Below are 22,329 nucleotides of genomic sequence, written 5' to 3'. Positions count from 1 at the left end.
CTATACTCCTCTATGATAAGATGCGTTTGAAGAGAAGTCAACCAAAAATCGTTATAATAAAGGTATTGAAACCATTCGAAACAATACAGCAAAGTTAAAATAAGGCTTAGTCCGTATTCAACTTGAGAAAGTGGCACCGATTCGGTGCTTTTTTGAAACCCAAAAAGTCCCTTGGAATTATCCAAAGGACTCTTTTTATCTGTTCTATTTCTTAACCTCATCCAAAATCTCAATCACCTTATACAAATCTGGTTCTGTGATTTGGTAAGGCGCTTGTTCACGGACAATTGGTTTAGCACAAAAGGCGATGCCGATGCTAGCTGTCTTAATCATAGGCAAATCATTAGCACCGTCACCCATAGCAATGGTTTGCGAGAGTTCGAGATCATTTTCTGCTGCCCAATCTTTGAGTTTGGCTACCTTGACATCTTTGGTGACAATGTCACCATAGACCTTACCAGTTAAGACACCGTCAACCACCTCTAGGTGATTAGCCTTAACATAATCGATTCCTGCTTCAACTGCTAGTCTATCCACAGTCTCATGGAAACCTCCAGAAACCAAGCCTACCTTAAAGCCACGGGCGTGGAGTTCATCTATAAGTTCCTTGGCCCCCTTGTTGAAATGAATACGGGCGTAGACCTTGTCAAATATACTCTCTGGCAATCCCTTGAGGGTCGCCACACGCTCATTCAAGGCCTGTCTAAAATCCAATTCTCCACGCATGGCACGCTCTGTGATTTCAGCAACCTTTTGACCAACGCCTGCTTCTTCTCCCAATAAATCAATAACTTCTTCTTGGACTAGCGTAGAATCTACGTCCATAACTAATAAACCTTTAACTTCTGACATAATTACCTCGATTCTTCGATGTCTATATAAGCCTTCACTAGATTTAATTCAAATATGAAATGAAAAACGGACCTTACAAAAAATTCTGGACCGTAGTCCAGAATCTTTCTCTTACATACGAATCTGTTCGCGTGTCTTCTCGTAAGATGATACAAAACGATCTGTCACACCTGGTTCAACTGTTTCCAAGGCATAAGAAATTTCTTCCAAAGATGCATCATAATCATGATCAACCTCAAACAATTTAAGTGCATGCTCAAAGCTACTTTGAACAGCAGGTTCGAACGAACGGTATCGGTTCGAGTATTGCAAGAGTTGCTCAGTCAAGGTTGCATTTTGAACAACCAAGTAAGCAGTCTCTTCCAAATGATCAATGGCGTTTTTAGATGTTTCTGTCAAACGCATTACCGCATCAATATTAATACGGCCACGGCTGAGTTCGTCCATAAGGGCCTCAATTTGAGCACTAGTTGAGAAGAATACACTCAAGAAGGATTGAGGAATACCTGGCAGGTTACGTTTTTCCATGTAACGCTTGATAACATGCAATTTATTAACATAAACATCAAGCTCTTCACGTGCTTTAGCTTCGTTTTTCTCAATAGCCTGAAGATTTTCAAAGACCTCAACCTGACCGTTTTCAACAGCTGACAAGGTATTAAGACTCTTTTCAAAGATTTTCTCAAGTTCTGAGAATGGTTTTACCTGAGTTTCAAAATTTTCAAGGGTTGGAAGAACAGCCGTCTCCACACCTGAGATATCAGATGCAAAGCTACGAACATCTGCCGCATAAGTTTCATCGAAGATGTAAGTCAACATGAGACGCTCAAGCTCTTCTTGAAGTTTCTTGTTGTTTTCTTTAGCATGCTTGAGATAACCTGGCAATATTTTCTTTTGACGCATAACAACCTTATATGAGGCAATTTCACGTTCAAAAATGCTATACAAGTTGTCAATTTTTTCTTGAATCTCAGCGTTTTCTTCTTCCGCACGGTCTAAATCAAGAGAAACCAACTCACTTGAGTTTGAACGGATAGCTTCACGAATTTCTTGGAAGCGACGTTCGATATTTTTCTCAGGGAAGTGATAATTTTGCTCAATCAACTTGCGATAGCCAGATTCCAAATCATCCAACTGATCTGGGAAATCATCTTCCAACTTAGCTACAATAGCAGGAATTTTCTCTGAAATTTGACCCAATGCAATAGTGTGCTCTTCTGCACGATCCAAGATAGTAGATGCTTCAACAGGGTCACCTGATGAGTTAAGAGTCACGAATTCTGCAAACTCAGCTTCAATGTTTTTAAGCTGCTTATTGATTTCGGTCATGGTAGAACCGAAATTATCAGAGTTTTCCTCGATTGAGTTTTGCAACTCTTCGTACAAGTCTAATGCATGCTTAACGCGAGCACTGTTCTTTTCTTCTTGTTCTTTCAAGGTTGAGAGCGCTTCGCGGATAGACTTGATGTCTTCTTCCACAAGATCTAACTGACTCTCAATGTTATTGATTTCACCACTAGCCTTGAAGAAATGGAAGGTATCGTTCATATTTTCAGCTTCGAAAATATGATTTTCAATATCTGCGAATGAATTTGTCGAGATATCAATCCATTTCTGATGCCATTCACGGAATGTTGTTTGACTTTGTCCAATCAAGTGAAGCTTTTTAACTTCTTCAATTTCTTCGTTAATTGGCAAGTCAAACAATTTTTGCTTGCGTTCTTCAAGCTGTGCAATCCGCGAATCATTTCGTTTTCTAATAAGAATACCGACTAAGTAAGCGATAATTACGAGCATAACTACCACTACAATCAGTAAAACAATTCCGCTAGACATAGTTTCTCCTTAATCGTCTATTATGTTCATAAATGTAGAATAACATTACGATTATATCATAGTTATCCTAGCATTGCACCCTTTTCTAAAAGAATATTAGATATCTAGAGTACTGTAAACGGCATTTTCTTCGATAAATTCGCGGCGAGGTTCAACCTTGTCTCCCATCAGCATATCGAAAATCTTATCGGCCTCTGCAGCATCATCCACAGAAACACGTGCCATCAAACGATTTTCAGGGTCCATGGTAGTTTCCCAAAGTTGGTGGTCATCCATTTCACCCAAACCTTTATAACGTTGTACTGTAGGTTTTGAACGTCCCACACTATACTTTTCAAAAGCAGCACGCAATTTGTCTTCTTGATCGGCACCAGGTTGGATGTATTCTTTAATCTCAGAACCAACCTTAACCCCATAAATTGGTGGTTGAGCAATGTAGACATAGCCTGCTTCCAAGACTGGACGCATAAAGCGGTAAATCAAAGTCAGAAGCAAAGTACGGATGTGGGCCCCATCGACATCGGCATCGGTCATGATTACCAACTTGTGGTAACGAGCCTTGCTGACATCAAATTCAGCTCCAAAACCTGTTCCCATAGCTGTGAAGAGAGAACGAATTTCTTCATTGGCTAGAATCTTATCCATGCTAGCCTTTTCAACGTTCAAAATCTTACCTCGAATTGGCAGAATAGCTTGGAATTCACGATTACGACCTGATTTAGCAGATCCACCGGCTGAGTCCCCTTCGACAATGAAAAGTTCATTCATTTCAGCATTATTCGATGAACAGTCTGCCAACTTCCCTGGAAGGTTAGAAATTTCAAGACCTGACTTCTTACGTGTCACCTCACGGGCACGCTTAGCGGCGATACGGGCCTTAGAAGCCAAAATCCCTTTTTCAACAATCTTCTTAGCGATAGCAGGATTTTCCAAGAGGAAGCGACTCAAAGCTTCACTGAAAAGACGATTGGTAATCTTAACCACTTCAGAGTTTCCAAGCTTGGTCTTGGTTTGACCTTCAAACTGTGGGTTTGGATGTTTAACAGAGATGATAGCAGTCAAACCTTCACGAACATCATCCCCTGTCAAATTATCATCTTTTTCTTTGAGAATCTTATTCTGACGTGCATAGTCATTAATGACACGCGTTAAGGCTGTTCGGAAACCTTGTTCGTGAGTACCACCCTCATGGGTGTGAATGTTGTTGGCAAAACTCATTACCGTTTCATGATAGCCAGTCGTGTATTGCATAGCAACTTCAACCGAAATACCATCCATCTCACCATCAGTGTAGGTAGGTTCATCAAAGATAACATCCTTGTTTTCATTGATGTATTTCACATAAGATGTGATACCACCTTCGTAGTGATAATGTTTCTCTTGTTCGAGACCTTCACGCTTATCTGTGATAGAGATACGGAGCCCCTTGTTCAAAAAGGCTAATTCTTGGATACGTTTAGCCAATTTTCCAAAATCAAACTCGGTTGTCTCTTGGAAAATCTCTGGGTCTGGCGTAAAGTGAACAGTCGTACCATGTTTCTCTGTTTCACCAATTACTGCCAAATCTGCTACCACTACCCCACGTTTATACTCTTGGAAGTGGATATGGCCATTTTTATAAACCTTAACATCAAGTTGTGTTGAGAGGGCATTAACGACCGAAGAACCAACCCCATGCAAACCACCAGAGACCTTATAACCGCCTCCGCCGAATTTACCACCAGCGTGAAGTACTGTAAAGACAGTTTCTACCGCAGGACGGCCAGTTTTTTCTTGGATATCGACTGGAATACCACGACCATCATCGACAACCGTAATAGAATTGTCCGGCTCAATAAAGACTTGAATATGAGTGGCGAAACCAGCCAAGGCCTCATCGATTGAGTTATCGACAATCTCCCATACCAAATGATGCAATCCCTCTTTTGAGGTTGAGCCAATATACATACCTGGGCGCATACGTACCGCTTCAAGTCCCTCTAGGACTTGAATCTGGCTGGCATCATATTCTTGCGCTTTTTCTTCAAGATTTTTTAATTCATCAGTCATTTATGTCACAATCTCCAATAATGATTTATGGCCATCAACAAGCAAGGTATCCAGACCCGCTGCTTTTCCTGCCTCTATATCTATCTGGCGGTCACCTATGACCAAGCCGTGTTTAATATCGTATTTTTTAATTAAATAAAGGAAACTATCTGGACTCGGCTTTCTAGCAAAACCATTTTCAGAAGTTACAACCTCTGTAAAATAAGAGGCAATTTCTGCTTTATCAAGGATGTCTAGCACCAAGTGATTACGGTGGCTAACCAAAAAATTACGCCCACCCTCGGTCACAATCTTAGCTAGGATAGCCCTAGCACCTTCAAAAAGAACAGGTTCCTGTAAATGCTTGGCTTCCTCCTGCTTATATAGGGTTCGAAAATCAGCTATATCAGGCGCAAACATAGCAATGGCAGTGCTCGTTGATACCTTAAGGGCATCATAGACTGCTTGAGGTTCTGCTGTACGCTCAAATTGTTCTAAAGTTGCTAGAAAAGCTTGAGTTGATACCTGGTAATTATCCAACAAGGTACCACCCAAATCCCAGATATAATCTCCATAATTCATAACCTTAATTATAACATAAAAGGTTAGATTTTGCTTGCTTTTCACAGCTAAAAAGGCTTGGAAAACCTATCCAAACCTTAATTTTTTATTTCAGAATCAAACTCGCCACAATAGGACTAATAAAGACATATAGAATCCCTGTTACAGCAATTGAGAGACCACCCATGGCACCTGCAACCTGACCATATCTGAAGGCAGTTCCTGTACCTACAGCGTGTCCGGTTCCTCCTAGTGAAAGTCCGATAGCGACTGGGTCTTTCATCCCAATCATTTTTAGAAAGACAGGACCTAAGACAGAGGTTAAGATACCCGTAATAACAACTACAACCAAGGTTACCGTCGTAATCCCCTGCATTTTTTCCGAAATTCCCACAGCCATGGCAGTCGTTACAGACTTAGGAAAGAGCGAAATAGCCAAAAAATAATCCATTCCAAAAAGCTTAGCAATCAAGGCCGTGTAAGTCGTATTTAGAACACAAGCAACCGTTGATCCAATTAGAATACTCTTATAGTGATGGCGCATGAGGTGTAGATTTTTATAAAAAGGAACTGCTAGCGCGACTGTTGAAGGAATAATCAAACTGTTAAGATAAGAGCCACCGACATAGTAATCCTTGTAGGAAATTCCTGTATAGTGCAAAATGACGATAATCAGGGCAGTCGATACAAGAAGAGGCGTCGTCAAAGGATTAGGGAAACGGCGATAAATCAATAGCCCTAATGTGTAAGCTAGTACAGAAAGTGTTAGCCCAAACAAGGGTGTGTTAAAAAAATTAGCCACGTTTAACCTCCTCGTAATCACCTTCAAAATGTTTTTTGATGAAACCGACGACTACTGCAATCACTACAATATTAAGAACCAAGGCTCCCATAATAATCAAAATAATAGGGACAATATTCGCTGAAATAGCATTCCAACGTTCCATAATACCGACACCTGCTGGCAAAAATAGAATAGTCATATTGGCAATTAAAAATTCTGCCACAGCATGTATATGACGTAGACGAATCCACTTAAGCTGAAGAGCAATCAGAAGCAAGAATAAGCCAATAATGCTTCCAGGAATAGGTAATTTGAAGAATGTTGAAAGAGCTTCACCAATAACGGCAAACAAACAAATCAACATGAATTGAACGTAGTATTTCACAACTTGCCTCCTAGGTTTAATCACCTATTAGTCTACTCCTTTTTTTTGAATTTCAAGAGTTTTCAGTAAATTCTTTTGAAAAATTGAGATCCATAAATCAGCCCCTTTGAACATAAAAAAATCCAACCCAAAGGCTGGACTCTATCACAGATGCCACCACCGAGAATTGAACTCGGAACGGAGCATTACCATTGCTCTATTATACCATTTAACTATAGCGGCAACTGTTTTAATCTTACCATACTTCTATTTACTGTGGCAAGATTTTTTGCTTATTTTTTATAAATTTAAGTCTTGGTAAGGCGTACGGTAACCAACCTGTAAAACCTTACCATCTTTAATCAAGATAGGACGTTTAATCAACATACCATCTGAAGCTAAGAGTTCAACAGCTTCATCAAGAGATAGCGTTGGTAGCTTATCCTTTAATCCTAGAGATCGGTAGGATTGTCCACTCGTATTAAAGAATTTCTTAAGCTCTAAATCTGACCCTGCCAAAAGCTCTTTTAAAAACTGAGCCGAAGGTGGGTTTTCCTCAATATTAATAGATTTAACATCTAAACCTAATTGATTGAGTTCCGCCTTTGCCTTACGACAAGTGCTACATTTGGGATATTCATAAAAAGTGTACATGTTTTTCTCCTTTTTTCTAGCATAAAATATCTGTCTAAGACTTGTCAAACCTAATGCCTTCTAAATGAAGTAAAAAACGCTTGACTTCTTCTCCTGCTGCATATTTTCCTATATGACCACTACTAGGAAGAACCCGATGACAAGGGACGAGAACCAACCATGGATTCTTACCAACAGCAGTTCCTACGGCCTGTGCCGATTGACATGAAATCACTTTTCCAATCTGACTATAGGTTCTACTCTGCCCCGCAGGAATGTCCTGTAAAGCTGACCAAACCTTTAACTGGAAGGAGGTCCCTCTATCTGCTAGAGGGAGGGTATCTGGACTTGGATTATTACCTTTAAAATAAGCCTCTAACCAATCCCTCGTCATTTTCAAGATAGGATTTGAGGTGTCTACTAATTCCTCTTCCTTAATACCTGCCTGAAAATGCTTTTGTCCCTCCAACCAAATGCCATAAAGCGCTTGGTCACTTGCCACCAAACACAAGCGTCCAATAGGAGATAAATAATACTGACGATAAAACATATATTTATTATAACAAAAAGACAGGAATCTCTTGTTCCTGTCAATTAACTCTTATTATTTACCTTTAATCAAACGCACACGAACGATATTGTCGCTAGCCTCAAACTTAGCAACCAATTCATCAATCTTAGACTTGTCTGTTTCATCAAGGTCAAGAAGTGTATAGGCATAGTCACCCTTAGAACGGTTGATGATATTATCAATATTGATATTAAAATCAGAAACCGCTGTAGATATACGAGCCACAATATTAGGCACGTTTTTATTAATCAAGGTGATACGGTATGGAGCACTCAAGGCCTGTTGCACACGTGGGAAGTTAACAGAGTTAACAATTTCACCTGTTTCCATAAAGCGACGGATAGTTTGACCAGCCATAATCGCACAGTTAAGTTCTGCTTCACCTGTTGAACCACCAACGTGTGGGAAGACAGTCACATTAGGTTTGTTAAGGAGGTCTTCTGTACCAAAGTCAGTGATATAACGTTTAACCACACCTGTTTCTAAAGCATCAAAGAGAGCATCGTTATCTACCAACTCTGCACGGGCAAAGTTAATGATAGTTGTCCCTTTTTGCATGAGATTGAAGGCATCCGCATTGAAAGTTCCTGTTGTATCTGGTGTCAATGGAACGTGAACAGTGATGTAATCACAGTTTTCAAAAATTTCTTTGAGATCAGAAACACGTCTGACATGGTGAGAAATATTCCAAGCTGCTTCAATAGAAACATATGGATCGTAACCATAGACCTTCATACCCAAACGATAGGCATCATTGGCAATACGAGCACCGATAGCACCAAGCCCGATAACACCAAGGGTTTTTCCAGCAATCTCGCTACCAGCAAACTGCTTCTTACCTGCTTCGATTTGTTTAGGAATATCATCACCAGACAAGGTATTAACCCAAGCATTGGCCGCAATATAGTCACGGGCTGAGAGCAAGATAGAGGCCAAAACAGCTTCCTTAACAGCGTTCGCATTAGCACCCGGAGTATTGAAGACAACAATCCCTTTTTCAGTTGCTTCGTCAACTGGGATATTGTTAGTACCTGCACCAGCACGCGCAATAGCTTTCAAGTTGTCAGGAAAAACAGTGTCATGGAGATTTTGACTGCGAATGATATAGGCATCCGGATTTTTCGCTAAATCACCATCAATTTGGAAATGATTTCCAAGTTCCTTCAAACCAATCTGGTTAATATTGTTATACGTTTTTACACTAAATACCATAATTTTATTCCTCTTAAATCAATGTATCCCGTGGTGAGCTGCTTCATCAAGTTCTTGATAAAAGGCTTTCTCCCGCTTAGTTTTGATTTTCTGATAAGCAAGACGTTCACCATCAATAGGAACCTTGCCACAATAGACATAGCCAAGCTTCTCCAAAATATGCTGCATGACAGTATTCTTTTCATGCGTATCGCAACGGAAATCATGAGCATCAGTTCCCTCAATAAGACCCTGAATGAAGGTTTGAGCAATGCCCCGACCCGTAAATTCACTTAAAACGGCGATTCTATGAAAAGTAATATAGCGCTTATTGTGGTGTTTCCAGTCCCCGTCATAGATTTTGTCGTAAGCAGGGTCTCCATCAACAATCACCGCAGCATAAGAAACGATTTGACCATCAACAATTCCTACATAGGCCTGCCCATTAAGGACATCGTCAAAGATAGTTTCTTCAGTAGGGTAACCATCAGCTCCTTGCCATTGGGTACTCCCCTCTTCTGCTAAAGCAGTTCTAGCACTCTCAATCACAGTCATGATAGCCCCAATTTCATTTGGGAAAGCTTGTCTAATTTCCATCTCTTTACCTAATTATTTATTTTCGGCTTCAAATTTCTTCATAAAGTCAATCAAGTCAAGTACACCCTGACGTGGGAAAGCGTTATAAACACTAGCACGCATACCACCTACTGAACGGTGTCCTTTGATATTCTTGAAACCAAGAGCATCTGCTTCTGCTACAAACTTAGCATCCAACTCTTTACTTGGTGTTACAAATGGGATGTTGCAGACAGAACGATCCTTGGCATCTTTGACAGGATTTGTGTAGAAATCAGATGATTCAATATAATCGTAGAGAAGACCTGATTTCTCACGTTGAATTTCAGCCATCTTGTCCACGCCACCAATTTCATTTTTAACCCAGTCAAAGACGAGTTTTGAAATATAGATGTTGAAACATGGTGGTGTATTGTAAAGTGATCCTGCTTCAGCTTGAATACGGTAATCCAACATGGCAGACAATTGTGGTTGGTCGTTAAGGAAGTCTTCACGAACGATAACCACTGTCACCCCAGCAGGTCCAATATTTTTCTGAGCACCCGCATAGATAAGGGCAAAGTCCTCAACATTGTAACGAGCAGCCAAAATATTTGAAGACATATCAGCTACAATTGGCACACCATTAGTATCAGGTAAATCGTAGATAGATGTTCCTTCAATGGTATTGTTCGTTGTCAAGTGAACATAAGCAGCTTCTGGGTCAATTGTTGCTGGGTCAAAGCTTGGGATGTGATCGTAAACAGTTTCTTCTGAAGAGGCCAAAAGAATTGGTTCAAAAGGAATAGTTTTTGAAAGTTTAACAGCTTCTGTATAAGCTTTTTTACCCCATGAACCACCTACAAGGTAGTAAGCTTTCTTACCTTGAGCGAGGTTAAGTGGGACCATTGTAAATTGTGTCGAAGCGCCACCTTGCAAGAAAATAACCTTATAGTTATCAGGAATGGCCATAAGCTCACGAAGTGTCGCTTCCGCATCTTTAACGATTTTGTCAAATTCTGGAGAACGGTGGGACATTTCTAGCACGGACATACCGGAATCTTGATAGTTAAGCAATTCAGCTTGGGCTTTTTCAAGCACTGGTTTTGGTAATGTAGCAGGTCCTGCTGAGAAATTATAAATTGTCATAAAGACACCTCCAAAATTTTAATGGTCCTATTATAGCGAATTTTCTGAATATTGTAAAGTGTTAACAGTAAAAAACGAACGGGATTAACCGCTCGCCTCAAAAAAGTTAGGTATTTTATGTATATTTTCATCAGTAATTGATTTTAGTATCCGTTTATTTTTGCTTAAGAAAATAGGCTGCCCCAATTAGATTAGCTCCATTATGATGATGACAAGCAACAATCTCGGGACGTTTAATAATTTTACCGATAAAGTCAATCTCATGGTGAACCTTATCAAACTGGCGGTTGACCTCCTCGATAAGAATCGGCTGGGCTGAAATGCCACCTCCAATAACAAAGGTTTCCATATCAAAGATAGTTTGAAGATTCAAAATGGTAATGGCTAGGTTACGGCAATAGCTTTCAAAAAGCGGATAGACTGTTTTATCTCCTTCATTTATGGCCTTAAATGCGGCTAAACCATCCTTTAAATCTGAGTTACCTAGCACTTCATTTACCTTGGTAATTAAACCGACAGCCGACAAAGTCATGCCTCGCATCAATGAAGGATCAACTTTTTCCATTTGAACTGGTAACAGAAAGGTCAACTCACCCGCTTGAAAATGACTTCCTTGAAAAAGTTTACCATTAATAATAAATCCACCACCTAGACCTGAACCCAAAACAAGAGCTGCACCATTGGCCACTCCTTGCAAATGACCTGTAGCTAGCTCTGCCAAGGCCGCTGCTTTACCATCATTAAGAGCCATCACAGGCAGATGGTACTTGGCTTCGAGGACCTCTTTAATACGAAAGCCGTGGAAGAACCTCAATAAGCCACCATGATAAATCACACCTTCCTCAGTATCAACCGTCCCTGGAACACTAATTGCTATACCTGATAAGTCTACTTCAACTGAAGTAACTATCTGATCAATCACGTCAATAGCTTGTTCTAAGTTTTGTGGGGATGACTGCGTCGGCAGACTCTTTTCAATGGCGAACTGCTCCGAAACAAGTGCTGACTTCACCTGTGTTCCCCCAAAATCAATCGCTAAAATCGTCATAAGCATCCTCCACAGATTGTTTTTCGTCATTATAACACAAAAGAGCAAAAACTAGAAAAAACGGTTCCAAAATGCTATCATAAACTTACAGAATTAGATAAAAGGAGTTATCTCACATGACTAAATTTCTACACACTTGTGTCCGTGTCAAGGACCTAGAAGCCTCACTTAAATTCTATAAAGAAGCTCTTGGTTTCAAAGAAGCTCGTCGCAATGATTTTCCAGAATATAAGTTCACCCTTGTCTACTTGCAACTCGAAGATGATCCTGATTACGAGTTGGAATTAACCTACAACTACGACCATGAAGCTTATGATCTCGGAGATGGATACGGGCATATCGCCGTTGGTGTTGATGACCTAGAAGCTACACACCAAGCTCACAAAGAGGCTGGCTATACTGTCACAGACCTCTCAGGTCTTCCTGGTAAACCAAAAATGTACTACTTTATCACTGATCCAGATGGCTATAAGATTGAAGTTATTCGTTTGACGCAATTCCTAGAAAAATAAAACAAAAAAAGTCAGATTGTATAGATCTGGCTTCTTTTTGTGCTTAATTTTTATTATCTGTCTTTAAGGCTGACAAAATTTGGGTACGAATATCATCCACACCGTTTGGATTATTTGGTAGGAATAAGGTTTGATTGCCTTTAGCCGCAAAAGTATTAAGGGTATCTAGATATTGGTTAGTCAAGAGAATAGACATAATCTGCTCTTCAGACATACCCACATTGGCCTCTTTAAGTTCTGCGATAGATTCAGCCAATCCATCAACGATTGCCTTACGTTGTTGGGCAATACCGACCCCGTGAAGACGATCTTTTTCAGCTTCGGCTTCAGCTGCTGTAACAATCTTGATCTTATCAGCTTCTGCCAATTCTTGAGCTGCGACACGCTTACGTTGGGCAGCATTGATTTCGTTCATAGACTGTTTAACTTCAGCATCTGGTTCAACTTTGGTAATCAAAGTCTTAACAATGATATACCCATAAGTTGTCATTTCTTCAGCCACTTGGTGTTGAACCTCAAGGGCAATTTCATCTTTCTTCTCAAAGAGTTCATCGAGCGTCAATTTAGGAACTGATGAACGGAGAGCATCCTCAATGTATGATTTAATTTGAGCTTCTGGACGCATGAGTTTATAGTAAGCATCTGTAACATTTTGCTCATTAACACGATATTGAGTAGCCACATTCATCATGACAAAGACATTATCCTTTGTCTTAGTCTCAACCACAATCTCACTTTGAAGCAAACGTAGTTGAATACGAGCGGCAATTTTATCGATACCAAATGGTAAACGCATATGAATCCCACTCGTTGCAATTTTTTGATAACGTCCAAAACGTTCAACGATAGCCACTGACTGTTGACGTACAACGTAAAGCATACTGATGAGAATTCCCAAGATAATCAAGAAGGAAATCAGTAAAAAGAGAAGTGCTGCTTGCATGTTAAGTCCTCCACAATAAACATTAAAAATTTCTTTGTTTTATTATAGCACAGCCATACAATTTTTCAAGAAAAATAGTATGGCTTGTTCGGAATAGTGTAAAGTAGACACTTTCTTAATCTCTTATGTGTCAGCACTCCTGAAATCTTGTAAACTCTTGTTAATCGAGAGACTTGTACACAACAGGCTAGACTTTTCGATGTAAGAAAAAGACTGAAACTATTGCGTTTCAGCCTCTCCGTAATTTTAAAATAAAATCGTTTGAAGAACCGTTTTAGATTGCATCTAAAACTTAGGTCTCAAAAAACTTATTTACGATACATCTTAACTTGAAGGTAAATATCGTTATAGATTCCTAGCCACTTTTGACCTAGGTTATTATAGACTTCAAGGTTTTTGATGGTTGATTCTGATGGGTAAAAGGCCTTATCATCCGTAATACTCTTTGGAAGTAAGGCTTTGGCTGCCTCGTTAGGCGTGGCATAACCGATATATTCAGCATTTTGCGCTGCATTTTCCGGTTTAAGCATGAAGTTGATAAATGCATAGGCTTCTTTTTCATGCTTTACAGTCTTAGGAATCACCAGATTATCAAACCAAAGATTTGAGCCTTCAGATGGGACAACGTAACGTAGGTCCTCATTTTTATCAAGCATCTCACTGGCTTCCCCTGAGAAGGTTACTCCAATAGCCGCATCACCTTGAACCATGTAGCCCTTCATCTCATCACCAACAATAGCTTTGATATTTGGTGTCAGACTATTAAGTTTAGTTTCAGCCAAGCGTAATTCAGTCATGTTCTTGGTATTCAAGCTATATCCCAGGCTATTGAGTGAGAAGCCAAGGACTTCACGCGCGCCATCAACCAGCATAATCTGGTTTCTGTATTCGGGTGACCAAAGATCATTCCAGTGCTGAGGTGCTTTTTTCACCAATTTCGTATTATAGACGATTCCGACTGTCCCCCAAAAATAAGGGATAGAATAGTCATTATTAGGATCGAAACTAAGCCCCTTAAAACTTGAGCCAATCTGATTAAAGCCATGGATTTTAGATTTATCCAACTTCACCAAAAGGTCTTCCTTGACCATTTTATCAATGGTGTAGTCTGACGGCACAGCAATGTCGTATGTCGTACCACCTTGCTTAATCTTAGTATACATAGCTTCGTTGGAATCAAAAGTTTCATACTGGACCTTGATTCCTGTTTCTTTAGTGAACTTGGTCAAAAGATCAGGATCAATATAATCACCCCAGTTATAAATAACAAGCTTGTCCGAAGCATTTCCTGTACGACTTTGCATGTAGGCAGAAATTCCCCAAAGGAAGAAAATAATTGCTAAAATCCCTGCCAGAAATTGATAGAGTTTACGCATCGTGCTCCTCCTTTCTCTCCTTGGTAATCATATAATATCCAATGACTAGAAGAATAGAGAACAAGAAGACAACCGTTGATAGGGCATTGATTTCCAAGGAAATCCCTTTACGGGCACGTGAGTATATTTCCACAGCAAGTGTTGAAAAACCATTCCCCGTTACAAAGAAGGTTACTGCAAAGTCATCCAGCGAATAGGTAAAGGCCATGAAATAACCAGCGATAATACCAGGTGTCAAGTATGGCAACATAACCTCACGTAACATCTGCCATTGGGTCGCACCTAGGTCATAAGCTGCATTCACCATATCTCGATTCATTTCCTTGAGACGTGGTAAAACCATGAGAACCACGATTGGGATTGAGAAGGCAATGTGACTCAACAAAACCGATACAAAACCGAGTTGGAAACCAATCAAGGTGAAAAGAATCAAGAAACTCGCACCAATCATGACGTCCGGTGCAACCATGAGTACGTTATTTAGAGATAAAATCCCAGTCTGTTGCTTCTGTTTGCTCTCATAGATAAAGATAGACCCAAAGGTACCAATAATCGTCGCCAGAAGAGCACTAAGAAAAGCTAAAAAGAAGGTTTGAGCCAGAATTAACATGAGTCGGCTATCTGAAAACATGCTCTGGTAGTTATCCAGAGTAAAGCCAGTGAAGCTATTCATATCGCCACCACTATTGAAAGAATAGGCGATTAAATAGAAGATTGGCAAATAAAGGATAACAAAGACAAGAGCTAAATAGAGATTTGCAAATTTTTTCATTGACGTCTCTCCTTTGTTAACCACATGGTCGCAATCATGGCAGCAATAAGAACAACACCAATGGTTGCCCCCATTCCCCAGTTTTGTGTCGTGAGGAAGTGCTGTTCAATAGCTGTTCCTAAGGTAATCACTCGGTTACCTCCGATCAAACGTGTCAGCATAAAGAGGCTGAGACTAGGAATAAAGACCGACTGGACACCAGAGCGTACCCCATTGAGCGATAAAGGAAAAATAACCTTGGTAAAGGTCTGCCAATCATTGGCTCCCAAATCTTTACTCGCATTTACAATATTTTCATCCAAATCATCCAGTGCATTGAAAATCGGTAGAATCATAAAGGGAATTTCAATGTAGCTAGCCACGAAAATGAAGGAGAAATCCGTAAAGAGAATTTGCATGGGTGCAATCCCAAAGAAGCCGAGAAAGGCATTGATACCACCTTGTTGCCCAAAAATTCCCATAAAAGCATAAGCTTTCAGAAGGAGGTTGACCCAGGTCGGCAAAATGACCAACATCAACCAAAGTTGCTTATGCTTTAGTCTGGTTAAAAGATATGCCGTCGGATAAGAAATGAGAAGGGTTACCAGAGTAATAATGGCTGCATAAAGAACCGAGTTAAAACTCATCCTTAAATAAGTCCAACTGGAAAAGAAGGTACCATAATTGTCCAAAGTAAAGTTACCACTGATATCAAAGAAAGACTGATAGAGTAGCATGAGCACTGGAGCAACCACAAAGAGTAGGAGCCAAAGGAGGTAAGGAACCGAGAAGAGGCTAGCTGTTTTCTTCATAGCGCTCCTCCTCAATGGCATTAATCAAGCCATCTTCATGCTCTTCCACTTCCACATATTCTTCAATACGAGCATCGAATTCTTCTTCTGTCTCATTAAGACGCATGATATGAATATCCTCAGGCGTAAAATCAAGACCGATAATCTCACCCTCAATCGCCTTACGGGTTGAATGAATCATCCATTCATTACCAAGATTGTCATAGGCAATGATTTCATAGTGGACCCCACGGAAGAGCTGAGTTTCCACGCGAACTTGCAATTTGCCTTCCTCAGGAAGTGTAATCTGTAAATCTTCAGGACGAATCACCACTTCGACAGGTTCATTAGGACGCATTCCTCCATCAACAGATTCAAAACGTTTCCCATTGAACTCAACCAAATAGTCCTCAATCATAACGCCTGGTAGGATGTTAGATTCTCCAATAAAGGTTGCAACGAAGTGATTGATTGGTTCGTCATAGATATCAACCGGAGTTCCTGATTGAACAATTTCACCATCATTCATAACAAAAATCCAGTCCGACATGGCCAAGGCCTCTTCTTGGTCGTGAGTGACAAAGACAAAAGTAATCCCTAGACGTTGTTGCAATTCGCGCAACTCGTATTGCATTTCAGTACGTAGTTTCAAATCCAGTGCTGACAAAGGCTCATCCAAAAGGACTACACGGGGTTGGTTAATAATCGCACGAGCAATAGCCACACGTTGACGTTGACCACCTGATAATTTTTGAATCGAGCGCTTTTGATAACCATTTAGTTGAACCATCTTTAAGGCTTCTTCTACACGCTCTTCAATTTCCTTTTTAGGCACCTTTTTCAATTTAAGGGCAAAAGCCACATTGTCAAAGACATTCATATGTGGAAAGAGGGCATAAGATTGGAAAACGGTGTGAACATCCCTTTTATTGATAGGAATATCATTGATACGTTTTCCATCCAAAAGGACGTCACCACTGGTCGCATCTAATAGACCTGCAATGATGTTCAAAATCGTTGATTTACCAGAACCAGAAGCCCCAAGAAGGGTATAGAACTTACCTTCTTCTAGTTCAAAGTTGATGTCTTTTAAAACTTGTGTGCCACTGTCTTCAAACACTTTTGAGACATTTCGAAAGGCAATAATCGGATTAGTCAATTGTCATAAATCCTCCATGGATAGCAAATATAGGGATAGGGTTTTATTAGTTTAATTCGTCGCCAATGATACGTACTTCAGGCTCTAGTGTAACACCTGAATTTTCCTTAACCTTAGCGATAACATCTGAAATAAGGTCTTCATAGTCTTTTGCTGTTCCTTGATCGACATTAACCATGAAGCCAGCGTGCTTAGTTGACACCTCAACACCCCCGATACGATGTCCCCTGAGGTTAGCTTCCATAATCAGCTGACCTGCAAAGTGACCTGGTGGGCGTTTAAAGACCGAACCACATGAAGGGTATTCAAGAGGTTGTTTAAGCTCTCGCAAATGATTGAGACGATTCATCTCATTCTTGATTTGCTCGTAGTCTCCTGGTTTGAGGTTAAATTTAGCTGAAATAACCACTTCACCTGTTTCTTGGAGCACCGAACGACGATAACCAAAACGCATATCTCTTGCATCAATCGTACGAATATCACCGTCTTTTGTAAGAACCTGAGCAGAAACCAAGATATGGGCAATCTCACCACCATAGGCACCCGCATTCATATAGACGGCACCACCAACACTACCTGGAATCCCCGCTGCAAATTCAAAACCAGTCAAACTTTGGAAACGAGCCACCTTGGTTGTCGCAATCAAATTAGCCCCCGCTTCAGCTTCAATTTGATAACCATTAACTGCAATACCATTAAGTCTGTCAAACATAATCACAAAACCTCTGATGCCACCGTCACGGACAATCAAATTACTGGCATTACCGAGCACCATCCAAGGAATGTCATGCTTATTAGCAAATTTGACAATACGAGAGAGTTCATAGCGGTTACGTGGAAAGGCCAAATAATCCGCTGGACCACCAACCTTGGTATATGTATAACGTTTTAAGGGTTCGTCGAAACGAATATCAATCCCCACTAAATCTTCTTTAAGTTCATCTAACATGTTATTTTCCATACTTTTTCTATACATTTATTTCTTTGTAGGTATCGTGATAGACTTCCCCATATTACTATCACTACCTAAAAATGAGTTAGTATTTTTCCTAAAAATTAAAAGAAAAATACGACAAAAAGCCAAGATTAATTATAGCAAAAAATCCCCATCTTGACGACAAGGAATTTCACGCAAAGCTAGTCCATAACTTCCAATTTACGGACATCGCTAGTGTTTAATTGACTCAAATATTTTTTGTAGGCTTGACCAGTTTTAGGGTCAACCAAATCATCTGCTATTTCTATCAAGGGAACCAAAACAAAAGCTCTCTGACTCATATAAGGATGGGGCACTTTAAGGTGCTCAGTCTCCCAGATTTCCTGCCCATATAGAAGAATATCAATATCTACTGTCCGAGGCCCCCAATGCTCATGACGAACGCGATCAAGGTCTTTTTCAATCTGCTGACATGACCTTAGTAAGGTTTCAGCTGGCAACTGAGTCTCTAAGAGCAAGGCAAGGTTCAAAAAATCAGCCTGTTCTGTCAGTCCCCAAGCAGCCGTTTCATAATAGGAAGATACTGCTTTAACCTCTGTCTCAGGTAAGTCATTCAAGGCCTCCACAGCTTTTTGGAGATAGTCCTGACGATCACCCATATTAGATCCCAAACTCAAATAAACTCTTGTCATCGGCTACGCTCCAATTCAATACCAACACTCTTATAATGCCCATTAATTGGTGGATTTTCCTTGGTAATTCGAACTTTAATAGATTGAATTGGTGCAAATTGTTCAAATAAATCCTCACAAATCGCACCCGCCAAACGCTCAATCAAAATGTACTTTTTATCTTCCACTTGTTTTTGCACGGCTTCGAAAACCAAACCATAGTGAACCGTATCATCTAGATTGTCACTCTGTGAAGCCTTAGTTAGATCAACAGTCAATTCCAAATCAACCACAAAAATTTGCCCTAGGGTCTGCTCCTCAGCAAAAGCCCCGTGATAACCATAAAAACGGCAACCATTTAAAATAATTTTATCCATAATTTCTCCTTAAGACACTAGACTCTTCTTTATTCTAGCACAAAACAGTTGAAAAGTTGGTCTCTAATTAGTATGATATTTTAGACAAATCTGAAATTAGTGTATTTACACTTTATGCAATCGATTGCATAATTCTTCTGATTTGGTAAAATATAGACACAGGAGCTAAAAAGAGACTCCTGAATTATAAGCAAGACTATCTCAACTAATAAGGAAAAAAACTATGACAAATCAAACCGCAATGCAATATTTTGAATGGTATCTCCCAGGTGACGGTCAACACTGGAACAATTTGGCTGAAGATGCTCAACATTTAGCAGACCTAGGCATCAGCCACGTTTGGATGCCACCCGCTTTTAAAGCTACAAACAAAGATGATGTTGGTTACGGAGTCTATGACCTCTTTGACCTTGGAGAATTCGACCAAAAAGGAACAGTCCGCACCAAATACGGCCTCAAAGAAGAATATCTCAATGCTATCAACCAACTCAAAGAAGTTGGTATTGTACCTATGGCCGACGTTGTGCTTAATCACAAGGCGGCAGCGGATAAACTTGAGACCTTCGAAGTGGTCGAAGTTGACCCAGAAGACCGTACCCAAGAAATCAGCGAACCATTTGAAATCGAAGGCTGGACACATTTCACCTTTGACGGACGCAATAAAGCCTACGACGATTTTGAATGGCACTGGTACCACTTTAACGGAACTGACTTCGATGCCAAACGTAATAAAAGTGGTATCTATCTTATCCAAGGTGACAACAAAGGCTGGGCAGACAACGACTTGGTTGACAACGAAAATGGTAACTTCGACTACCTTATGTATGCCAACCTAGACTATAAACACCCTGAAGTTATTGAAAATATTTACGAATGGGCAGATTGGTTCGTTGAAACAACAGGCGTTCAAGGGTTCCGAATGGATGCCGTTAAGCACATTGATTCTTTCTTTATGCGTAATTTTATTCGCGATGTCAAAGAAAAACAAGGTCAGGATTTCTATGTCTTTGGTGAATTTTGGAATGGTAACGAGGAGGATAACAATACCTATCTTGAAAAGATTGAAAAACGTTTTGACCTCGTCGATGTTCCCCTCCACAACAATCTACACAACGCTAGCACAGCGGGAGCTGATTATGATTTAACAACAATTTTCGATCATTCCTTGGTTAAAAATCATCCTGAACATGCCGTGACCTTCGTAGACAACCACGACACTCAACGCGGACAAGCTCTAGAATCTACTGTTGAAGAATGGTTTAAACCAGCTGCTTACGCTCTCATCCTTCTCCGTGAAGACGGTCTTCCTTGCCTATTTTATGGTGACTACTATGGTATTGAGGGTGAATTTGCCCAAAAAAATTTCCAAGAGAGCCTAGATACCTTGCTCTACGCTCGTAAAGACCTAGCTTACGGTGAGCAAACAGACTACTTTGATGATCCAAACTGTATCGGGTGGACACGCTCTGGCAACGAAGATGGGGCTCCATTAGCTGTAACGATTTCTAATGATGCTGCTAACAGCAAGTCTATGGAAATTGGTAGTGATTGGGCTGGACAAGCCTTCTATGACATTCTTGGAAACTGCTCTGATACTGTAACCATTGACGAAGACGGATGGGGAGACTTCCCAGTTTCTGAAAAATCTGTCAGCGTTTGGACAAATCAAGACTAAGAAAAAAAGCTCAGTTGAACTGAGTTTTTTTAGTATCATAAAATTCCTGAAATAGTCTTAACGATATCACGATTGGCATCAACATTATGCACACGTACAATCTGACATCCTTTGGTAACAGCATAACCAGATAAGGCAGCTGTCCCCTGGTCGCGATCCTTAGCTTGGGTATTTCCACCTAGTAGGTAGTTCACAACACGCTTACGAGAAATCCCAAAAAGAACAGGATAGCCCAAGGCAACGACCTTGTCCAAACCTTTTAGCAGGTCAATATTGTGTTGGACATTTTTCGCAAAGCCAAAGCCTGGATCAATCCAGATATTGTCCTTGGCCACACCTGCTTCCAAGGCGGCCTGGGCTCGTTGACTGAGGAAGGTACAGACATCTTCTGTGACATCATTGTATACTTCTTCTTTTTGATTATGCGTGAGGATAATCGGCACATTCTTTTCAGCTGCTAAAGCTAGCATCTGACCATCATAGAGTCCTGCCCAGACGTCATTTAGAATATCTGCACCTGCTTCAAGAGCAGCTCTGGCAGTGGCTGTCTTATAGGTATCAATACTGATGAGCACATCATATTTTGCCTTGATAGCCTGAATAACTGGCACGATACGAGCAATCTCTTCTTCCTCAGTCACAAATTCTGCCCCTGGTCCTGTAGATTCGCCACCTACATCGATTATGGCAGCCCCCTGGGCAATCATACGCTCAACCTGAGCCAAAGCATCTTCTACAGTGTCAAAATCGCCACCATCTGAGAAAGAATCAGGGGTGACATTCAAGATTCCCATAATACAGGCCATACCTGCAATCTCATGTTTGCCAATAAACATCTTAACTCCTAAAAATCACGCATCAATGAAAGGATTTCCTTGCGTTCTTCACGGTCTTCTTTATAAAGGCCCTTAGCGACAGTTGTGATTGTCTTACTTCCTGGTTTCTTAATACCTCGCATGGTCATACACATGTGCTCTGCTTCAACCATGACAAAAACTCCTCGAGGATTCAGAGCTTCTTCAAGTGCTGTAGCAACTTGATCCGTAAGACGTTCTTGCAACTGTGGACGACGAGCAGCTACTTCAACCGCACGCGCTAATTTGGAAAGTCCTGTCACCTTGTCTCCACTTGGCAAATAAGCCACATGGGCCTTACCATAAAATGGAACCAAATGGTGCTCACACATAGAGTAAAAAGGAATATCCTTGACAAGGACAACTTCGTCATGGACTTCTGAAAAGACAGCTGTAAATTGATCCTTAGGGTCTTCATTTAGACCTGAAAACATTTCAGCATACATCTTAGCCACACGTTTTGGTGTGTCCAAAAGTCCCTCACGCTCAGGATTTTCACCTAGAGCTTCCAATAGTTGATAGACTGCTTGTTCTACTTTTTCTTGATTTGCCATAATTTCCTCCTGCAACGTTATAATACTATCTATTATACCTTATTTTGCTGGATTTTTCTTGCAAAAAATAAGATTTCCTAGCTACCTAAACCTCAAAAAAAGCGAAGACCACCTTTCATATAGGGCTCTATAATTTCTGTAGTGGGTAAAACCACTG

At 40.4% G+C, this 22,329-nt stretch carries 24 protein-coding genes and 1 tRNA gene; 2 read left to right on the top strand and 23 right to left on the bottom strand.

Annotated features, from left to right (window positions below; all coding sequences use genetic code 11):
• Window positions 1-204 precede the first annotated feature (204 nt).
• The 13 genes from serB to HMPREF2867_RS07220 all read right to left on the bottom strand — a co-directional run bounded on the left by serB (window position 205) and on the right by HMPREF2867_RS07220 (window position 11,572).
• Complete coding sequence (gene serB, locus HMPREF2867_RS07280) at window positions 205-852, bottom strand: phosphoserine phosphatase SerB (protein WP_070576766.1); 648 nt, start codon at window positions 850-852, stop codon at window positions 205-207.
• Between the two features lie 111 nt (window positions 853-963).
• Window positions 964-2,688, bottom strand: a complete 1,725-nt coding sequence (gene ezrA, locus HMPREF2867_RS07275; RefSeq protein WP_064524174.1) for a septation ring formation regulator EzrA — start codon at window positions 2,686-2,688, stop codon at window positions 964-966.
• A 96-nt stretch (window positions 2,689-2,784) separates the two neighbouring features.
• Complete coding sequence (gene gyrB / locus HMPREF2867_RS07270) at window positions 2,785-4,737, bottom strand: DNA topoisomerase (ATP-hydrolyzing) subunit B (RefSeq protein ID WP_070576763.1); 1,953 nt, start codon at window positions 4,735-4,737, stop codon at window positions 2,785-2,787.
• Window positions 4,738-5,298 (bottom strand): HAD-IA family hydrolase, encoded by a 561-nt coding sequence (locus tag HMPREF2867_RS07265; RefSeq protein WP_070576761.1) that lies wholly within the window; start codon window positions 5,296-5,298, stop codon window positions 4,738-4,740.
• An 85-nt stretch (window positions 5,299-5,383) separates the two neighbouring features.
• On the bottom strand, window positions 5,384-6,079 hold the full coding sequence (locus HMPREF2867_RS07260) for an LrgB family protein (protein WP_070576758.1): 696 nt from the start codon (window positions 6,077-6,079) through the stop codon (window positions 5,384-5,386).
• Complete coding sequence (locus tag HMPREF2867_RS07255; RefSeq protein ID WP_037598332.1) at window positions 6,072-6,446, bottom strand: CidA/LrgA family protein; 375 nt, start codon at window positions 6,444-6,446, stop codon at window positions 6,072-6,074. The genes HMPREF2867_RS07260 and HMPREF2867_RS07255 overlap by 8 nt, the downstream gene beginning before the upstream one ends.
• A 151-nt stretch (window positions 6,447-6,597) precedes the next feature.
• Window positions 6,598-6,668: transfer RNA gene (locus HMPREF2867_RS07250), tRNA-Thr, on the bottom strand.
• A 57-nt stretch (window positions 6,669-6,725) separates the two neighbouring features.
• Window positions 6,726-7,079 carry an arsenate reductase family protein gene (locus HMPREF2867_RS07245; protein ID WP_070576755.1) on the bottom strand — a complete coding sequence of 118 codons (354 nt, stop codon included), beginning with the start codon at window positions 7,077-7,079 and terminating at the stop codon, window positions 6,726-6,728.
• 34 nt (window positions 7,080-7,113) lie between these two features.
• The gene (locus HMPREF2867_RS07240) at window positions 7,114-7,608 is read right to left on the bottom strand and encodes a methylated-DNA--[protein]-cysteine S-methyltransferase (RefSeq protein ID WP_070576752.1); all 495 of its coding nucleotides are present in this window, start codon (window positions 7,606-7,608) and stop codon (window positions 7,114-7,116) included.
• A gap of 54 nt (window positions 7,609-7,662) precedes the next feature.
• Window positions 7,663-8,841, bottom strand: a complete 1,179-nt coding sequence (locus HMPREF2867_RS07235; RefSeq protein WP_070576749.1) for a 3-phosphoglycerate dehydrogenase family protein — start codon at window positions 8,839-8,841, stop codon at window positions 7,663-7,665.
• A gap of 18 nt (window positions 8,842-8,859) precedes the next feature.
• Entirely contained in the window at window positions 8,860-9,417 is a 558-nt protein-coding gene (locus HMPREF2867_RS07230) for a GNAT family N-acetyltransferase (protein WP_070576746.1), read from the bottom strand.
• A 12-nt stretch (window positions 9,418-9,429) separates the two neighbouring features.
• Window positions 9,430-10,524 carry a 3-phosphoserine/phosphohydroxythreonine transaminase gene (gene serC, locus HMPREF2867_RS07225; protein ID WP_014632766.1) on the bottom strand — a complete coding sequence of 365 codons (1,095 nt, stop codon included), beginning with the start codon at window positions 10,522-10,524 and terminating at the stop codon, window positions 9,430-9,432.
• Window positions 10,525-10,678: 154 nt separating this feature from the next.
• Window positions 10,679-11,572, bottom strand: a complete 894-nt coding sequence (locus HMPREF2867_RS07220; protein WP_022496813.1) for an ROK family protein — start codon at window positions 11,570-11,572, stop codon at window positions 10,679-10,681.
• A 116-nt stretch (window positions 11,573-11,688) separates the two neighbouring features.
• Here HMPREF2867_RS07220 and HMPREF2867_RS07215 point away from each other — a divergent pair, with 116 nt between their 5' ends.
• Window positions 11,689-12,084, top strand: coding sequence for a lactoylglutathione lyase (locus tag HMPREF2867_RS07215; RefSeq protein ID WP_002884456.1), 396 nt, complete (start codon window positions 11,689-11,691; stop codon window positions 12,082-12,084).
• Window positions 12,085-12,127: 43 nt separating this feature from the next.
• Here HMPREF2867_RS07215 and HMPREF2867_RS07210 read toward each other — a convergent pair whose 3' ends face one another.
• From HMPREF2867_RS07210 to folB, 8 genes are all read right to left on the bottom strand, one after another.
• The gene (locus HMPREF2867_RS07210; RefSeq protein WP_002884203.1) at window positions 12,128-13,027 is read right to left on the bottom strand and encodes an SPFH domain-containing protein; all 900 of its coding nucleotides are present in this window, start codon (window positions 13,025-13,027) and stop codon (window positions 12,128-12,130) included.
• 308 nt (window positions 13,028-13,335) lie between these two features.
• Window positions 13,336-14,403 carry an ABC transporter substrate-binding protein gene (locus tag HMPREF2867_RS07205; RefSeq protein ID WP_070576743.1) on the bottom strand — a complete coding sequence of 356 codons (1,068 nt, stop codon included), beginning with the start codon at window positions 14,401-14,403 and terminating at the stop codon, window positions 13,336-13,338.
• On the bottom strand, window positions 14,396-15,175 hold the full coding sequence (locus HMPREF2867_RS07200; protein ID WP_037598343.1) for an ABC transporter permease: 780 nt from the start codon (window positions 15,173-15,175) through the stop codon (window positions 14,396-14,398). The genes HMPREF2867_RS07205 and HMPREF2867_RS07200 overlap by 8 nt, the downstream gene beginning before the upstream one ends.
• A complete protein-coding gene (locus tag HMPREF2867_RS07195; protein WP_048673786.1) occupies window positions 15,172-15,966 on the bottom strand; it encodes an ABC transporter permease in 795 nt (264 codons plus the stop codon). Before HMPREF2867_RS07195 ends, HMPREF2867_RS07200 begins: the two co-directional genes overlap by 4 nt.
• On the bottom strand, window positions 15,950-17,104 hold the full coding sequence (locus HMPREF2867_RS07190) for an ABC transporter ATP-binding protein (RefSeq protein ID WP_002884517.1): 1,155 nt from the start codon (window positions 17,102-17,104) through the stop codon (window positions 15,950-15,952). The genes HMPREF2867_RS07195 and HMPREF2867_RS07190 overlap by 17 nt, the downstream gene beginning before the upstream one ends.
• Before the next feature lie 46 nt (window positions 17,105-17,150).
• Window positions 17,151-18,053 carry a UDP-N-acetylmuramate dehydrogenase gene (gene murB, locus HMPREF2867_RS07185; RefSeq protein ID WP_060972234.1) on the bottom strand — a complete coding sequence of 301 codons (903 nt, stop codon included), beginning with the start codon at window positions 18,051-18,053 and terminating at the stop codon, window positions 17,151-17,153.
• Window positions 18,054-18,241: 188 nt separating this feature from the next.
• A complete protein-coding gene (gene folK / locus HMPREF2867_RS07180) occupies window positions 18,242-18,733 on the bottom strand; it encodes a 2-amino-4-hydroxy-6-hydroxymethyldihydropteridine diphosphokinase (RefSeq protein WP_002891525.1) in 492 nt (163 codons plus the stop codon).
• Window positions 18,730-19,089, bottom strand: a complete 360-nt coding sequence (gene folB / locus HMPREF2867_RS07175) for a dihydroneopterin aldolase (protein ID WP_070576740.1) — start codon at window positions 19,087-19,089, stop codon at window positions 18,730-18,732. Before folB ends, folK begins: the two co-directional genes overlap by 4 nt.
• 223 nt (window positions 19,090-19,312) lie before the next feature.
• Here folB and HMPREF2867_RS07170 point away from each other — a divergent pair, with 223 nt between their 5' ends.
• On the top strand, window positions 19,313-20,764 hold the full coding sequence (locus HMPREF2867_RS07170; protein ID WP_070576733.1) for an alpha-amylase: 1,452 nt from the start codon (window positions 19,313-19,315) through the stop codon (window positions 20,762-20,764).
• A 35-nt stretch (window positions 20,765-20,799) separates the two neighbouring features.
• Here the strand turns inward: HMPREF2867_RS07170 and folP are convergent, their stop codons facing one another.
• Window positions 20,800-21,600, bottom strand: coding sequence for a dihydropteroate synthase (gene folP / locus HMPREF2867_RS07165; RefSeq protein WP_070576730.1), 801 nt, complete (start codon window positions 21,598-21,600; stop codon window positions 20,800-20,802).
• A gap of 8 nt (window positions 21,601-21,608) precedes the next feature.
• On the bottom strand, window positions 21,609-22,172 hold the full coding sequence (folE, locus tag HMPREF2867_RS07160) for a GTP cyclohydrolase I FolE (protein WP_002884345.1): 564 nt from the start codon (window positions 22,170-22,172) through the stop codon (window positions 21,609-21,611).
• Window positions 22,173-22,329 lie beyond the last annotated feature (157 nt).

Source organism: Streptococcus sp. HMSC064H09, from assembly GCF_001812625.1.
In the GTDB taxonomy this organism is placed as follows: Bacteria; Bacillota; Bacilli; order Lactobacillales; family Streptococcaceae; genus Streptococcus.
The sequence above is the reverse complement of the archived record's forward strand: the minus strand, read 5'-3'. Positions and strand labels throughout refer to the sequence as shown.

Excerpts from the sequence above, each read along its gene's own strand:
- serB (WP_070576766.1), bottom strand. The coding sequence starts at position 852 with ATGTCAGAAGTTAAAGGTTTATTAGTTATGGACGTAGATTCTACGCTA.
- ezrA (WP_064524174.1), bottom strand. The coding sequence starts at position 2,688 with ATGTCTAGCGGAATTGTTTTACTGATTGTAGTGGTAGTTATGCTCGTA.
- gyrB (WP_070576763.1), bottom strand. The coding sequence starts at position 4,737 with ATGACTGATGAATTAAAAAATCTTGAAGAAAAAGCGCAAGAATATGAT.
- HMPREF2867_RS07265 (WP_070576761.1), bottom strand. The coding sequence starts at position 5,298 with ATGAATTATGGAGATTATATCTGGGATTTGGGTGGTACCTTGTTGGAT.
- HMPREF2867_RS07245 (WP_070576755.1), bottom strand. The coding sequence starts at position 7,079 with ATGTACACTTTTTATGAATATCCCAAATGTAGCACTTGTCGTAAGGCA.
- HMPREF2867_RS07240 (WP_070576752.1), bottom strand. The coding sequence starts at position 7,608 with ATGTTTTATCGTCAGTATTATTTATCTCCTATTGGACGCTTGTGTTTG.
- HMPREF2867_RS07235 (WP_070576749.1), bottom strand. The coding sequence starts at position 8,841 with ATGGTATTTAGTGTAAAAACGTATAACAATATTAACCAGATTGGTTTG.
- HMPREF2867_RS07230 (WP_070576746.1), bottom strand. The coding sequence starts at position 9,417 with ATGGAAATTAGACAAGCTTTCCCAAATGAAATTGGGGCTATCATGACT.
- serC (WP_014632766.1), bottom strand. The coding sequence starts at position 10,524 with ATGACAATTTATAATTTCTCAGCAGGACCTGCTACATTACCAAAACCA.
- HMPREF2867_RS07220 (WP_022496813.1), bottom strand. The coding sequence starts at position 11,572 with ATGACGATTTTAGCGATTGATTTTGGGGGAACACAGGTGAAGTCAGCA.
- HMPREF2867_RS07215 (WP_002884456.1), top strand. The coding sequence starts at position 11,689 with ATGACTAAATTTCTACACACTTGTGTCCGTGTCAAGGACCTAGAAGCC.
- HMPREF2867_RS07210 (WP_002884203.1), bottom strand. The coding sequence starts at position 13,027 with ATGCAAGCAGCACTTCTCTTTTTACTGATTTCCTTCTTGATTATCTTG.
- HMPREF2867_RS07205 (WP_070576743.1), bottom strand. The coding sequence starts at position 14,403 with ATGCGTAAACTCTATCAATTTCTGGCAGGGATTTTAGCAATTATTTTC.
- HMPREF2867_RS07200 (WP_037598343.1), bottom strand. The coding sequence starts at position 15,175 with ATGAAAAAATTTGCAAATCTCTATTTAGCTCTTGTCTTTGTTATCCTT.
- HMPREF2867_RS07195 (WP_048673786.1), bottom strand. The coding sequence starts at position 15,966 with ATGAAGAAAACAGCTAGCCTCTTCTCGGTTCCTTACCTCCTTTGGCTC.
- murB (WP_060972234.1), bottom strand. The coding sequence starts at position 18,053 with ATGTTAGATGAACTTAAAGAAGATTTAGTGGGGATTGATATTCGTTTC.
- folK (WP_002891525.1), bottom strand. The coding sequence starts at position 18,733 with ATGACAAGAGTTTATTTGAGTTTGGGATCTAATATGGGTGATCGTCAG.
- folB (WP_070576740.1), bottom strand. The coding sequence starts at position 19,089 with ATGGATAAAATTATTTTAAATGGTTGCCGTTTTTATGGTTATCACGGG.
- HMPREF2867_RS07170 (WP_070576733.1), top strand. The coding sequence starts at position 19,313 with ATGACAAATCAAACCGCAATGCAATATTTTGAATGGTATCTCCCAGGT.
- folP (WP_070576730.1), bottom strand. The coding sequence starts at position 21,600 with ATGTTTATTGGCAAACATGAGATTGCAGGTATGGCCTGTATTATGGGA.
- folE (WP_002884345.1), bottom strand. The coding sequence starts at position 22,172 with ATGGCAAATCAAGAAAAAGTAGAACAAGCAGTCTATCAACTATTGGAA.